A 14,305-nucleotide genomic window follows, 5' to 3' on the forward strand; every position below is an offset into this window, starting at 1 on the left:
TTCCACTCCGACGGGAGCTAATCCGTGAAAGACTTACTTAAGTTTCTGAAAGCGCAAACTAAGACCGAAGAGTTTGATGCGATCAAAATTGCTCTGGCCTCGCCAGACATGATCCGTTCATGGTCTTTTGGTGAAGTTAAAAAGCCGGAAACCATTAACTACCGTACCTTCAAGCCAGAGCGTGACGGTCTTTTCTGTGCCCGTATTTTCGGACCGGTAAAAGATTACGAATGCCTGTGCGGTAAGTACAAGCGTTTAAAACATCGCGGCGTGATCTGTGAGAAGTGTGGCGTTGAAGTTACACAGACCAAAGTACGTCGTGAGCGCATGGGCCACATTGAGCTGGCTTCACCTACTGCGCACATTTGGTTCCTGAAATCACTGCCTTCGCGTATCGGCTTGCTGCTGGATATGCCACTGCGTGATATCGAGCGCGTGCTGTACTTCGAATCTTATGTGGTGATCGAAGGCGGCATGACCAACCTGGAAAAACGTCAGATTCTGACGGAAGAGCAGTATCTTGACGCGCTGGAAGAGTTCGGTGACGAATTCGACGCGAAGATGGGTGCGGAAGCTATCCAGGCGCTGCTGAAAAATATGGATCTGGAGCAAGAGTGCGAGCAGCTGCGTGAAGAGCTGAACGAAACCAACTCCGAAACCAAACGTAAAAAGCTGACCAAGCGTATCAAACTGCTGGAAGCGTTCGTTCAATCTGGCAACAAGCCAGAGTGGATGATCCTGACCGTTCTGCCGGTACTGCCGCCAGATCTGCGTCCGCTGGTACCGCTGGATGGTGGTCGTTTCGCTACCTCAGATCTGAACGATCTGTATCGTCGCGTGATCAACCGTAACAACCGTCTGAAACGCCTGCTGGATCTGGCTGCGCCAGACATCATCGTACGTAACGAAAAACGTATGCTGCAGGAAGCGGTTGATGCACTGCTGGATAACGGCCGTCGCGGTCGCGCCATCACTGGCTCGAACAAGCGTCCGTTGAAATCTCTGGCAGACATGATCAAAGGTAAGCAGGGTCGTTTCCGTCAGAACCTGTTGGGTAAACGTGTTGACTACTCTGGCCGTTCAGTTATCACCGTTGGTCCATACCTGCGTCTGCATCAGTGCGGTCTGCCGAAGAAAATGGCTCTTGAGCTGTTCAAACCGTTCATTTACGGCAAGCTGGAACTGCGTGGCCTCGCCACCACCATCAAAGCCGCGAAGAAAATGGTTGAGCGCGAAGAAGCTGTCGTTTGGGATATCCTGGACGAAGTGATCCGCGAACACCCGGTACTGCTGAACCGTGCACCAACGCTGCACCGTTTGGGTATCCAGGCGTTTGAACCGGTTCTGATCGAAGGTAAAGCAATTCAGCTGCACCCGCTGGTTTGTGCGGCTTATAACGCCGACTTCGATGGTGACCAGATGGCTGTTCACGTACCGCTGACGCTGGAAGCCCAGCTGGAAGCACGTGCGCTGATGATGTCGACCAACAACATTCTGTCACCAGCGAACGGCGAGCCAATCATCGTTCCTTCACAGGACGTTGTTCTGGGTCTGTACTACATGACCCGCGACAAAGTGAACGCCAAAGGCGAAGGCATGGTGCTGACTGGCCCGAAAGAAGCTGAGCGTGTTTATCGCGCTGGTCTGGCCGAGCTGCATGCACGCGTTAAAGTGCGTATTACTGAATACACCAAGAACGAGCAGGAAGAGTTCGTTGCGAAAACCAGCATTATCGACACCACCATTGGTCGCGCGATTCTGTGGATGATCGTACCGAAAGGCCTGCCTTACTCCATCGTCAACCAGGCGTTGGGTAAGAAAGCGATTTCCAAGATGCTGAACACCTGTTACCGCATCCTGGGCCTGAAGCCGACCGTAATCTTTGCTGACCAAACCATGTACACCGGTTTTGCTTACGCAGCCCGTTCAGGTGCCTCTGTCGGTATCGACGACATGGTGATCCCAGCGAAGAAAGCGGAAATCGTAGCGGAAGCGGAAGCGGAAGTTGCTGAGATTCAGGAACAGTTCCAGTCTGGTCTGGTCACTGCTGGCGAACGTTACAACAAAGTTATCGATATTTGGGCCGCCGCTAACGAACGCGTTTCCAAAGCGATGATGGATAACCTGCAAACTGAAACTGTGATCAACCGTCACGGCGAAGAAGAGCAGCAGGTATCGTTCAACAGTATCTACATGATGGCCGACTCCGGTGCGCGTGGTTCTGCTGCACAGATTCGTCAGCTGGCCGGTATGCGTGGTCTGATGGCTAAACCAGATGGCTCAATCATCGAAACGCCGATCACCGCGAACTTCCGTGAAGGTCTGAACGTACTCCAGTACTTCATCTCCACGCACGGTGCGCGTAAAGGTCTGGCGGATACCGCACTGAAAACCGCTAACTCCGGTTATCTGACGCGTCGTCTGGTAGACGTAGCGCAGGATCTGGTGGTTACCGAAGATGACTGCGGCACGTTCGAAGGCATCATGATGACTCCGGTCATCGAAGGTGGCGACGTTAAAGAGCCACTGCGTGAGCGTGTACTGGGTCGTGTAACGGCTGAAGACGTTCTGAAGCCGGGCACTGCAGATATCCTGATTCCGCGTAACACCCTGATCGATGAGCACTGGTGTGATGTGATCGAACTGAATTCAGTTGATGCGATCAAAGTGCGTTCGGTTGTTGGCTGTGAAACCGACTTCGGTGTGTGCGCACACTGCTACGGTCGCGATCTGGCACGTGGTCACATCATCAACAAAGGTGAGGCCATCGGCGTTATCGCAGCACAGTCCATCGGTGAGCCGGGTACTCAGCTGACGATGCGTACGTTCCACATCGGTGGTGCGGCATCTCGTGCGGCTGCTGAATCCAGCATCCAGGTGAAGAACAAAGGTACTATCAAGCTGACCAACGCGAAGTCTGTAACCAACTCCTCAGGGAAACTGGTTATTGTTTCACGTAACGTTGAGCTGAAAATGATCGACGAGTTCGGTCGTACCAAAGAGAGCTATAAAGTGCCTTACGGTGCGGTCATGGCGAAAGGTGACGGTGAGCAGGTTGCCGCGGGCGAGACCGTAGCAAACTGGGATCCACATACCATGCCGGTCATCACCGAAGTGGGCGGTTTCATTCGCTTCACTGATATGATCGACGGTCAGACCATTACCCGTCAGACTGACGACTTAACCGGTCTATCATCGCTGGTGGTTCTGGACTCTGCAGAACGTACTGCGGGTGGTAAAGATCTGCGTCCTGCGCTGAAAATTATCGATGCCAACGGAAATGATGTGCTGATTCCAGGTACCGATATGCCAGCTCAGTACTTCCTGCCGGGCAAAGCAATTGTTCAGCTGGAAGATGGCGTTAAGATCAGTGCCGGTGACACGCTGTCGCGTGTTCCGCAGGAATCTGGCGGTACCAAGGATATTACCGGTGGTCTGCCGCGCGTTGCAGACTTGTTCGAAGCGCGTCGTCCGAAAGAGCCAGCCATCCTGGCGGAGATCAGCGGTATCATCTCCTTCGGTAAAGAGACCAAAGGTAAGCGTCGTCTGGTAATTACGCCGGTTGATGGTAGCGATCCGTACGAAGAGATGATTCCAAAATGGCGTCAGCTTAACGTATTCGAAGGTGAGCGCGTAGAACGTGGTGACGTCGTATCTGACGGCCCAGAGTCTCCGCACGACATCCTGCGTCTGCGTGGCGTCCATGCTGTGACCCGTTACATCACGAACGAAGTGCAGGAAGTTTACCGTCTGCAAGGCGTTAAGATTAACGATAAGCACATTGAAGTCATCGTTCGTCAGATGCTGCGTAAAGCAACCATCTCGAGCGTGGGAAGCACCGACTTCCTGGAAGGTGAGCAGGCTGAATACTCTCGCATCAAGATCTCTAACCGTGAACTTGAAGCGAATGGCAAAATCGGCGCGACGTTCATGCGCGATCTGCTGGGTATCACCAAAGCGTCACTGGCAACTGAATCGTTCATCTCTGCAGCATCGTTCCAGGAGACCACACGTGTCCTGACCGAAGCCGCAGTAGCAGGCAAGCGCGACGAACTGCGCGGCCTGAAAGAGAACGTGATCGTGGGTCGTCTGATTCCAGCCGGTACCGGTTATGCTTATCATCAGGATCGTATGCGTCGCCGCTCTGCGGGTGAAGCTCCGGTTGCACCGCAGGTTACTGCGGATGAAGCCTCTGCTAGCCTGGCGGAATTGCTGAACGCCGGTCTGGGCGGAAGCGACGACGAGTAAGTCGTCTGCTTAAGCTGACCAATAAAAAACCCTGCCTCGGCAGGGTTTTTTTTCGTCTCAATGCAGTTAAAACTTGCGGCAGACTTCGTCGCGTGTCAGCCCGATGTCGCGAAGCTGGTTGTCACTCAGCTGTGAAAGGATGCGATGCGTTTCACGCCGAGCTTTCCAGTTTTTCACCATGCGCACGGCACCGCGAAAGATATCCAATAACGTCACATTAAAAGGTTTAGCTGCGCGATTTTGGTCGAATTCCATAGTCATTGCCCTCAGTAGGTTGCCTGAGATGCATTGTCCAATTCCTGCACAAAATGATACAGATGCAAAAATCACTTATCTTTAACATACAGATTGCAATTGTGACGATCTGAATGGTAATAATACAGGGTATCTGTACCGGTTTGCTGTAATTAACGGCGGGATGAGGCATACGATGACGCGCTACCAACATTTAGCATGTTTGCTGTCGGATAGGATTGAACAAGGGCTGTTCCGCAGCGGCGAGAGATTACCATCGGTACGCACGCTTAGTCTGGAGCACGGCGTAAGTATCAGTACCGTGCAGCAGGCTTATCATTTGCTTGAAGAGAAGCAGCTGATTGTGCCGCAGCCACGTTCCGGATATTTCGTCGCAACGCGCAAAGCCACGCCGCCCGTACCTGCACTCACCCGACCAGCACAGCGACCGGTTGAAATCACTCAGTGGGAATCGGTGCTGGAGTTGCTAAGTAGCCGCACTAACAGCGATGTGTTGCAGCTCGGCAGCGGCATGCCCGATTTGACCCAGCCAACGTTGAAACCGCTGTGGAAAATACAGAGCCGCATGGCGCAAAAGCAGGATGTTGATCAACTCAACTACGACAGCTTGCTGGGCGTGGCGGCATTGCGCGAACAGGTCGCACGGCTGACGATCGACAGTGGTTGTCAGCTCACGGCGGACGATATTGTTATCACCACTGGCTGCCACGAAGCACTGTCGATTTCCATTCGCGCGATATGTCAGCCGGGCGACATCATTGCCGTCGAATCGCCCACTTTTCACGGCACCATGCAGACGCTGCGCGGCTTTGGCATTCGCGCCATTGAGATCCCCACGGATTCGGTGACGGGCATTAGCCTGGAAGCACTGGAACTCGCCTTTGAGCAGTGGCCGATTAAAGCGGTGGTTGTCGTGCCGAACTGCAATAATCCACTGGGATTTATTATGCCTGAGCCCCGCAAGCGCGCGCTGCTGACGCTGGCGCAGCGTTTCGATGCGGCGATTATTGAAGACGATGTCTATGGTGAGCTGGCATGGGAATATCCGCGCCCGGTTACGATTAAATCGCTGGATAGTGATGGGCGGGTGTTGCTGTGCAGTTCTTTCTCTAAAACACTGGCTCCGGGACTGCGCGTCGGCTGGGTCGCTCCGGGACGCTATCGCGATCGCGTACTGCATATGAAATACATCAGTACTGGTTCCACGGCGACGCAGCCGCAGCATGCGGTGGCAGAGTTTATTCGCCTTGGCCATTATCTGCCGCATCTGCGTCGTATGCGCCAGGTTTATCAGCGCAACTACGAAACCTTTAACTGCTGGGTACGCCACTATTTCCCGTGCGGTATTTGTGTGTCGCGGCCACAGGGCAGTTTCCTGATGTGGATCGAGCTGCCAGAAGCGTTTGACGCGGTCAGGTTGAATACCGAATTGCGGGAGCTGAATATCCAGGTTGCGGTAGGATCGCTGTTTTCGGCCTCGGGAAAATATCGCAATTGCCTGCGCCTGAATTACGGATTGCCAATGAATGAGCATACAGAGCAGGCGATAGCCCAGCTCGGTGCAGCAGTGGAGCGTGCCATGTTGGCCTGTAATATAGAAACTGTGCATACCTCCTCCCTGACTGTTTAAAAGAAAGGCAGGGCTGGGAGAGGTTAGGACCAGCCCTGGCCCGCTGCAAGCGACAGCGGGCAGGCACACTTTAACGTGGTTGCGAAATGGCACCAGATGCGACATCCAGCGAATGCATAATGCATTCCAGCTTATTACTCTTACTCACAACACCTTACATCTCTTCTGCGGGCTGGATTCCAGATTCCACCAATGCCAGCAGTTCCTGCGTTGCCGCACGCCAGTCTGGCGCTTGGGTAATTGCGCTCACTACGGCAATACTTCCGACGCCCGTTGCCAGCACTTCAGGTACGCGCGCCAGTGAAATACCGCCGATTGCCACGGTTGGCATGTCCTGCAAACGTGCCAGATGGCGTTTCAATTCCACCACGCCCTGCGGGGCTGATGGCATGTCTTTGGTTTGCGTGGGATAGATATGTCCGAGCGCAATGTAAGAAGGGCGCAGCGCGAGTGCGCGATCCAGCTCGTTATCATCATGCGTCGATAAACCTAAGCGCAATCCAGCCTGACGAATGGCCGCCAGATCGGCAACATCGAGGTCTTCCTGACCAAGATGTACGCCATAAGCATGATATTTGATCGCTAAGCGCCAGTAATCATTGATGAACAGGCGTGCGCGATACTGCTTGCCAAGTGCAATCGCCTCGCGCACTGCATCTTCAACTTCATGATCCTCGCAATCTTTAATGCGTAGCTGGATAGTGCGCACACCGGCTTCCAGCAGGCGCGCGATCCACTCCACGCTATCAACTACTGGATACAGCCCCAGTTTTGGGGCGGTGGCAGGAAAGGCGTCAGTCATACTTTTTCCTCTTTTAGGGTATCGGCAGCGTGATACAACTCGCCGCCACGATTGCGGAAGGCATCCGACATTTGCGCCATGCCCACCTCGATGGTCTGAGCTTCAACCTGTTGACGGGCGGCAAATTCGCGGACTTCCTGGGTAATTTTCATCGAGCAGAATTTGGGGCCGCACATCGAGCAGAAGTGCGCCACTTTTCCCGATTCTTGCGGCAAGGTTTCGTCGTGGTAGGCGCGAGCGGTATGCGGATCAAGTGCCAGGTTGAACTGATCTTCCCAGCGGAATTCAAAACGTGCTTTGGACATCGCATTATCGCGAATCTGCGCGCCCGGATGGCCTTTCGCCAGATCCGCAGCGTGTGCGGCGATCTTGTAGGTGATCAGCCCCTGCTTCACATCCTCTTTATGCGGTAAACCGAGGTGCTCTTTGGGCGTCACGTAACACAGCATGGCGCAGCCAAACCAGCCAATCATTGCCGCGCCGATGCCGGAAGTGAAGTGGTCGTAGCCGGGTGCGATATCGGTAGTGAGTGGACCGAGCGTATAAAAAGGGGCTTCGTGGCAGTGCTCCAGCTGCTCGGTCATATTGCGGCGAATCATCTGCATCGGCACATGGCCCGGACCTTCAATCATCACCTGCACATCATATTCCCAGGCAATTTTCGTCAGTTCGCCTAGCGTATGCAGCTCGGCAAATTGCGCCTCGTCGTTGGCATCCTGAATTGAGCCCGGACGCAGGCCGTCGCCCAAAGACAATGCCACATCGTAGGCAGCACAGATCTCACAAATCTCGCGGAAGTGGAGATACAGGAAGCTTTCGGTATGGTGCGACAGGCACCATTTCGCCATGATTGATCCGCCGCGTGACACAATGCCGGTGAGTCGTTTAGCCGTCATGGGTACATAGCGCAACAGCACGCCAGCGTGGATAGTGAAGTAATCGACGCCTTGCTCCGCCTGTTCCAGTAGCGTGTCGCGGAATATTTCCCAGTTGAGGTCTTCGGCAATACCGTTCACCTTTTCCAGCGCCTGATAAATCGGCACCGTACCAATCGGCACGGGGCTGTTACGCAGAATCCATTCGCGCGTTTCATGGATATAACGTCCGGTAGAGAGATCCATCACGGTATCTGCCCCCCAGCGCGTTGACCACACCAGTTTCTCCACTTCTTCTTCAATCGAAGAACTGACCGCCGAGTTGCCGATATTGGCATTCACCTTCACCAGAAAGTTGCGACCAATGATCATCGGTTCGGATTCGGGATGGTTGATGTTAGCAGGGATGATGGCGCGGCCGCTGGCCACTTCCTGACGGACAAACTCCGCGGTGATATTTTCCGGCTGGTTGGCGCCAAAGCTGTGACCGGGATGCTGCTGAAGCAGCACTTCACCACGAATACGCTCGCGGCCCATGTTTTCACGCAGCGCAATAAACTCCATCTCCGGCGTGATGATGCCCTGACGTGCATAGTGCAGTTGGGTAACGCAGCGACCCACTTTGGCGCGGCGCGGCTGTGGCAGATGCTCAAAACGCAAATGATCCAGGCCTTCATCTGCCAGACGCTGTTGGGTGTAACGGGAACTCAGCTGGTGAATGGTTTCGCTGTCGCCGCGCGCTTCGATCCAGTTGGTGCGCAGCCTGGTGAGCCCCTGATGCACATTGATCGTGGCTTCAGGATCGCCATAAGCACCGGCCGTGTCGTATACCGGCACCGGTTCATTCGGCTCATACTGTGGATCGTCTTTACTGCCGCCGGTGTGCGTTGGGCTCAGTTGAATCTCACGCATGGGCACGCGAATATCCGCGCGGCTGCCGGTGATCCAGATGCGTTTTGAGTTCGGAAAAGCGGTTCCCTGGAGGGAATCGATAAATTCCTGCGCCTGAGCACGTTGTTCACGACGAGAGGTTTTAGCAGACATAGCAAATTTCCTATAAAAGTTGGAAGTTGCTTGCCCAGAGTTCGGAAGGAGTAACAGATACGATAACGGCATAAGCCGACATCGTGCTGATGATATCTACTCTTGTTCCCTTCGCAGGTACTAACCTGATCAGGTTCCGCGGATCCCGAATTAACGGTCTCAGCCCCTAAGGGCACTCCGACAAGGTGTTGGGTTTTACGATATAAGCTACTTTGCTTGCCATTTTGCACCTGGGCAGTGCTCGTGGCCGTCACGTACTTCGTGTACGCTCCGGTCCCTGCGCGCTGTCCGAGTGCAAACTGGCTGCGCACGCTACGCTTATATCGCAAAACCTGACTCTTCATTTTTCTGGAAGAGGCTCATAAAAAAAGCCCATTTAGCATAAGAGGGCTTTTCTCGAATAACAAGTTTTTTACAACTGCGGGCATTCAGGCCGGGCGGGCGATGACGCTGTCATTGGCAACCGGTAGATGCGCCAGCTGGTTATCCCAGGCGAGTTGTACCAGCTTATCTTCCAGCGTGAAGCGCGATTCCAGCACTTCGCCGACTTCGGACAGCGCCTGCTGAAAATCGACACAGTTATCGTCGTTAATCGCTTGCTGCAAATGACTGTCGTAGAGCTGCATGATGCGGTCAGTGTTCGCCTCAAGTGCCGGATAAATTTGCGCGGCAGCCATTAAGGGGTTATCACCCTGCATCTCACTAATAATGTGTTCATACACGCTAAAATGACCGGTAGAAAGGTAATCCACCAGATTGTGGCAAAATGCATCCAGCGCTTGTTCATCCAGCGCGGTTAACGCATCTTTTTGTGGCTTCAGGCCAATAAGCTCGTAGTACGTGACAAGCAGCTGTCGACGGGCGCGCAACCATGAATCAACCAATTCATTTCCGCCGCCGACACGCTTTGTCAGGTCATCTAACTGGTTAAGCATATGGGGCTCCAGGTAGGTTATAGTTGTTTATTACACACTTAATATTAGAGTTTCAGCGTGCGGTTTAACGCTAAGGACAACGATTAAGATGCAACGTGAGATCTCAAGCTTAGACGCTGGATGGTGGATTGTCAGCCATGAGCAAAAACTTTGGTTACCGCAGGGCGAACTGCCGCATGGCTTATCCACCGATTTTGGACTCAGTGGCAGCCACGGCATTTTGATTGGCGAATGGCAGGGCGAAAACGTCTGGCTCGTGCGGGAAGCGCGTCCAGACAGCATGGGCTCGGTCCGCCAACTGATTGATCAAGATGTCGGTCTGTTCCAGATCGCCGGGCGCGGCGTGCAGCTGGCGGAGTTCTATCGATCGCATCGCTGGTGCGGCTATTGCGGCCATGAAATGCATATCAGCAAGCGCGAGTTCGCTTGTCTGTGTCATCACTGCCGCGAGCGCTATTACCCGCAAATTGCGCCGTGCATTATTGTGGCCATTCGCCGTGGCGATGAGATTCTGCTTGCCAATCATGCCCGTCATCGCAACAACATTTACACCGTGCTGGCGGGCTTCGTCGAAGTGGGCGAAACCTTAGAACAAGCGGTGGCGCGTGAAGTGATGGAAGAGAGCAACGTGCGGGTGAAAAACGTGCGCTACGTTACTTCGCAGCCGTGGCCGTTCCCGCATTCACTGATGATGGCGTATATGGCCGAATACGCTGGCGGTGACTTGCAGCACGACGGCAAAGAGTTGCTCGATGCCGGTTGGTATCGCTATGACGATTTGCCACTGTTGCCGCCGCCAGGCACGGTTGCGCGTCGCCTGATCGAAGATACCGTTGCCCTGTGTCGCGCCAGCGCGGCGTGAAAATGCTACACTGCCGGCCTTAGCATGAGAGAGCCTATTATGAGTGAACTGAAGAACGATCGTTATCTGCGCGCCCTGTTACGTCAACCGGTAGATGTCACGCCGGTATGGATGATGCGACAAGCCGGGCGTTATTTACCGGAGTACAAAGCCACGCGCGCTGAAGCCGGTGATTTTATGTCACTGTGTAAGAACGCTGAGCTGGCATGTGAAGTTACGCTGCAGCCGCTGCGTCGCTATGCGCTGGACGCGGCGATCCTCTTCAGCGATATCCTCACCATTCCCGATGCGATGGGACTTGGGCTTTACTTTGAAACTGGCGAAGGCCCCCGTTTCTCCCATCCGATCACCTGTCGCGCCGATGTCGACAAGCTGCCGGTACCGGATCCTGAGCAAGAGCTCGGCTATGTGATGAACGCGGTGCGTACGATTCGTCACAATCTGAAAGGCGAAGTGCCGCTGATTGGCTTCTCAGGTAGCCCATGGACGCTGGCAACCTATATGGTGGAAGGCGGCAGCAGCAAAGCCTTCACGAAAATCAAAAAGATGATGTACGCCGATCCACAAACGCTGCACAAGTTGCTGGATAAGCTGGCGGACAGCGTCATTCTTTATCTGAATGCGCAGATCAAAGCCGGCGCGCAGTCAATCATGGTGTTCGATACCTGGGGCGGCGTACTGACTGGTCGCGACTATCGCGAATTCTCGCTGTACTACATGCACAAAATCGTCGATAGCGTGCTGCACGAGAACGAAGGTCGTCGCGTACCGATTACGCTATTCACCAAAGGTGGCGGCCAGTGGCTGGAGGCGATTGCCGCGACCGGTTGTGATGCGCTGGGACTCGACTGGACTACCGATATCGCTGATGCGCGTCGTCGTGTTGGTGACAAAGTGGCGCTGCAGGGCAACATGGATCCTTCCATGCTGTATGCACCGCCAGCGCGTATCGAGCAGGAAGTGGCAGGGATCCTTGAAGGATTTGGCACGGGTGAAGGCCATGTGTTTAACCTGGGGCACGGCATCCATCCCGACGTGCCGCCAGAGCATGCCGGTGCATTTGTGGAAGCAGTGCATCGCTTGTCTCGTCCGTACCATCAAGGTTAATCATGGATTTAGCCGCATTACGCCAGGAACAGTTACAACGCGCTGCTGATGTGGTGCGGCAGGATGATTTCGACGTGCTGCCGCCGCGCTTCATTGGTGGCGCCGACGTCGGTTTTGAGCAGGGCGGCGAGGTCACGCGCGCTGCCCTGGTTATTCTCGAGTATCCTTCTTTAACGCTGGTGGAACATCGCATTGCGCGCGTGGCGACCACCATGCCCTACATCCCGGGTTTCTTATCTTTCCGCGAAATGCCCGCGCTGCTGGAAGCCTGGCAGCAGCTTTCCCAGCAGCCCGATCTGCTGTTTGTGGATGGCCATGGTATTTCTCATCCACGTCGGCTTGGCGTGGCGGCGCATTTCGGTTCGCTGGTGGATGTACCGACCATTGGTGTGGCGAAGAAGCGTCTGTGCGGACGTTTTGCTGATCTGGCTGCCGAGCCGGGCAGTCGCCAGCCGTTGATCGATAAGGGTGAACAAATTGGCTGGGTATGGCGCAGTAAAGCGCGCTGTAATCCGCTATTTATCTCCACGGGTCATCGCGTCAGCCTCGATAGCGCATTGCATTGGGTAGAAGCCTGTACGGCGGGTTACCGCCTGCCTGAACCCACGCGCTGGGCTGATGCTGTCGCTTCAGGCCGCCCGGCTTTTCTGCGCTGGCAAAATTCGCGTTAACGCTGTTTGCGCCCGGCTTTTGCGGTACACTGCCGCCAGCTAACCTATTGAGAGTAAGTTTGATGTTACAAAACCCCGTCCATTTGCGTCTGGCGAAGCTGGAAAGCTGGCAGCATATGACCTTCATGGCCTGCCTCTGCGAGCGTATGTTCCCCAACTATTGGGCTTTCTGTCAGCAGACTGAATTCGCCGATCCGCAACTCTATCGCCGTATCCTCGATCTGATCTGGGAAAGCCTGACGGTGAAAGATGCCAAAATCAATTTCGATGGTCAGCTGGAGAAATTTGAGGCTGCCATCCCTGACGGTGACGATTTCGAGGTTTACGGCGTGCACCCGGCGATCGATGCCTGTGTGGCATTAAGTGAACTGCTGCATGCCCAGCTCAGCGGTGAAACGCTGGAGCACGCGGTGGAAGTGAGCCGCACCTCGATTACCACCGTAGCGATTCTGGAAATGACCCAGGCCGGTCGTGAAATGACCGACGAAGAGCTGCGTGAAAATCAGGCGGTCATTGATGAATGGGACCTGCAGTGGGAGATTTTCCGCCTGCTGTCAGAGTGCGAGGAGCGCGACCTGGAATTGATTAAAGGACTGCGTGCAGACCTGCGTGAAGCGGGAATCAGTAACATCGGTATACTTTTTCAGCAATAAGGCAAGAAAACGTGACTTCAGGCCCGAATTACCGCGCCTGGAGGCTTCACATGGGCCCCCTGTCTGGTCTACATTTGGGGGGCTGAAAATTGTGGCTATCGGTGCGTGCTGGCTGAACAAGGCCTGAGAATGGCTTTTCCCTCGCACTCGTTGCTTAGCAAGCGATAAATACACTTTAAGGATAACTTATGAACAAGACTCAACTGATTGATGTGATCGCAGAGAAAGCTGACCTGTCTAAAACCCAGGCTAAAACTGCGCTGGAATCTACCCTGGCTGCGATCACTGAGTCTCTGAAAGAAGGTGATGCTGTACAACTGGTTGGTTTTGGTACTTTTAAAGTGAACCACCGCAATGAGCGTACTGGTCGCAACCCGCAGACTGGCAAAGAGATCAAAATCGCTGCAGCTAACGTGCCAGCATTCGTTTCAGGCAAAGCTCTGAAAGACGCTGTTAAGTAAGTTTCCGCATTGCGGTTTAGCTTTAAAAGAGGGGGCGTTATCGCCCCTTTTTGTTGCCGGGAGCGGCCATGCTGAATCAGATTAGTCAGCGCGTTTGCGCCCTGTTATGGGGTGCGCTTCTTACGGGTTGTAGCTCCACCCCCGATCTTCCTGCCTTTACGGCGAGCGGCTATCTGGCCGACCGCGGCACCGTACGCATCTGGCGCAAGAATAGCGACCATCAAGCCGTTCATCTTCGCACCGTCTTCACGCCATTTAATGGCGACGCGATGGAGACAACCGATTACAGCTGGCAACAGCAACAGCTGGTTAGCGTGGAAAGGCATCTTGCTGGCGCGCAGCCGGATGATGTCACTTTACGCTTCGATCATCAGGGTAACCTCAATTTTATGCAGCGCCAGCTGGCGGGACGACGTGAAGCGGTCAGCGCCGATAGCGTAGAGTTGTATCGCTTTGATGCGCAGCGCATGTTGGATCAGAGCAATGCGTTACTTGAAGGCCGCGTATTGCTGCGTCAGGGCCATTGGCTGGGTGGCAATCAGGTGCGTGAGTGCGATGACAAGCTGGTGAATGCGCCCTTTGATCGCGACACGCTGTATACGCTAGGTCGCCAGCAGCAGAGCCAGGCTGCGCCATTGATGGTGTCATGGCTGGAAGCGCCGGAAGGCGTGCAGCTGCTGCGCGTAACGTCGGACGACGAATGCAGCTGGCAGCCGAAAGAGAGTGACTTCTGACGAGTCGAACAGAGAAGGGGCACAAGCA

Annotated in this window: 12 protein-coding genes and 1 riboswitch; of the genes, 8 read left to right on the plus strand and 4 right to left on the minus strand. The window is 54.4% G+C overall.

The genetic code is table 11. From position 1 onward, the window contains the following. Positions 1-24 precede the first annotated feature (24 nt). Positions 25-4,248 (plus strand): DNA-directed RNA polymerase subunit beta', encoded by a 4,224-nt coding sequence (gene rpoC / locus AC07WB_RS01190; protein ID WP_007886289.1) that lies wholly within the window; start codon positions 25-27, stop codon positions 4,246-4,248. Between the two features lie 66 nt (positions 4,249-4,314). Here rpoC and AC07WB_RS01195 read toward each other — a convergent pair whose 3' ends face one another. After that, the gene (locus tag AC07WB_RS01195; RefSeq protein ID WP_097095305.1) at positions 4,315-4,503 is read right to left on the minus strand and encodes a DUF1127 domain-containing protein; all 189 of its coding nucleotides are present in this window, start codon (positions 4,501-4,503) and stop codon (positions 4,315-4,317) included. A gap of 175 nt (positions 4,504-4,678) precedes the next feature. On the opposite strand from AC07WB_RS01195, the gene AC07WB_RS01200 reads away from it, so the two are divergent. Continuing rightward, entirely contained in the window at positions 4,679-6,133 is a 1,455-nt protein-coding gene (locus AC07WB_RS01200) for an aminotransferase-like domain-containing protein (protein WP_097095304.1), read from the plus strand. Between the two features lie 154 nt (positions 6,134-6,287). Here the strand turns inward: AC07WB_RS01200 and thiE are convergent, their stop codons facing one another. The 3 genes from thiE to rsd form a co-directional block, all read right to left on the minus strand. Further along, a complete protein-coding gene (thiE, locus tag AC07WB_RS01205; protein ID WP_097095303.1) occupies positions 6,288-6,935 on the minus strand; it encodes a thiamine phosphate synthase in 648 nt (215 codons plus the stop codon). Further along, positions 6,932-8,854: a phosphomethylpyrimidine synthase ThiC gene (thiC, locus tag AC07WB_RS01210; RefSeq protein ID WP_494939905.1), complete on the minus strand. Its 1,923-nt coding sequence runs from the start codon at positions 8,852-8,854 to the stop codon at positions 6,932-6,934. The genes thiE and thiC overlap by 4 nt, the downstream gene beginning before the upstream one ends. An 89-nt stretch (positions 8,855-8,943) precedes the next feature. Next, positions 8,944-9,044: riboswitch (TPP riboswitch) on the minus strand. Positions 9,045-9,282: 238 nt separating this feature from the next. Continuing rightward, entirely contained in the window at positions 9,283-9,789 is a 507-nt protein-coding gene (rsd, locus tag AC07WB_RS01215) for a sigma D regulator (RefSeq protein ID WP_097095301.1), read from the minus strand. An 88-nt stretch (positions 9,790-9,877) separates the two neighbouring features. On the opposite strand from rsd, the gene nudC reads away from it, so the two are divergent. The 6 genes from nudC to AC07WB_RS01245 all read left to right on the plus strand — a co-directional run bounded on the left by nudC (position 9,878) and on the right by AC07WB_RS01245 (position 14,277). Beyond that, on the plus strand, positions 9,878-10,651 hold the full coding sequence (nudC, locus tag AC07WB_RS01220) for an NAD(+) diphosphatase (protein ID WP_494939906.1): 774 nt from the start codon (positions 9,878-9,880) through the stop codon (positions 10,649-10,651). Between the two features lie 39 nt (positions 10,652-10,690). Further along, positions 10,691-11,758, plus strand: coding sequence for a uroporphyrinogen decarboxylase (hemE, locus tag AC07WB_RS01225; protein ID WP_097095299.1), 1,068 nt, complete (start codon positions 10,691-10,693; stop codon positions 11,756-11,758). A gap of 2 nt (positions 11,759-11,760) precedes the next feature. Next, complete coding sequence (gene nfi / locus AC07WB_RS01230) at positions 11,761-12,429, plus strand: deoxyribonuclease V (RefSeq protein WP_097095298.1); 669 nt, start codon at positions 11,761-11,763, stop codon at positions 12,427-12,429. A 62-nt stretch (positions 12,430-12,491) separates the two neighbouring features. Beyond that, a complete protein-coding gene (locus AC07WB_RS01235) occupies positions 12,492-13,082 on the plus strand; it encodes a YjaG family protein (protein ID WP_008108422.1) in 591 nt (196 codons plus the stop codon). A 188-nt stretch (positions 13,083-13,270) separates the two neighbouring features. After that, positions 13,271-13,543 carry a nucleoid-associated protein HU-alpha gene (gene hupA / locus AC07WB_RS01240; protein ID WP_097095297.1) on the plus strand — a complete coding sequence of 91 codons (273 nt, stop codon included), beginning with the start codon at positions 13,271-13,273 and terminating at the stop codon, positions 13,541-13,543. Between the two features lie 68 nt (positions 13,544-13,611). After that, positions 13,612-14,277, plus strand: a complete 666-nt coding sequence (locus AC07WB_RS01245) for a DUF1481 domain-containing protein (RefSeq protein WP_097095296.1) — start codon at positions 13,612-13,614, stop codon at positions 14,275-14,277. Positions 14,278-14,305: the final 28 nt, after the last annotated feature.

This window comes from Pantoea sp. GW821-FHT03E06, from assembly GCF_059420725.1.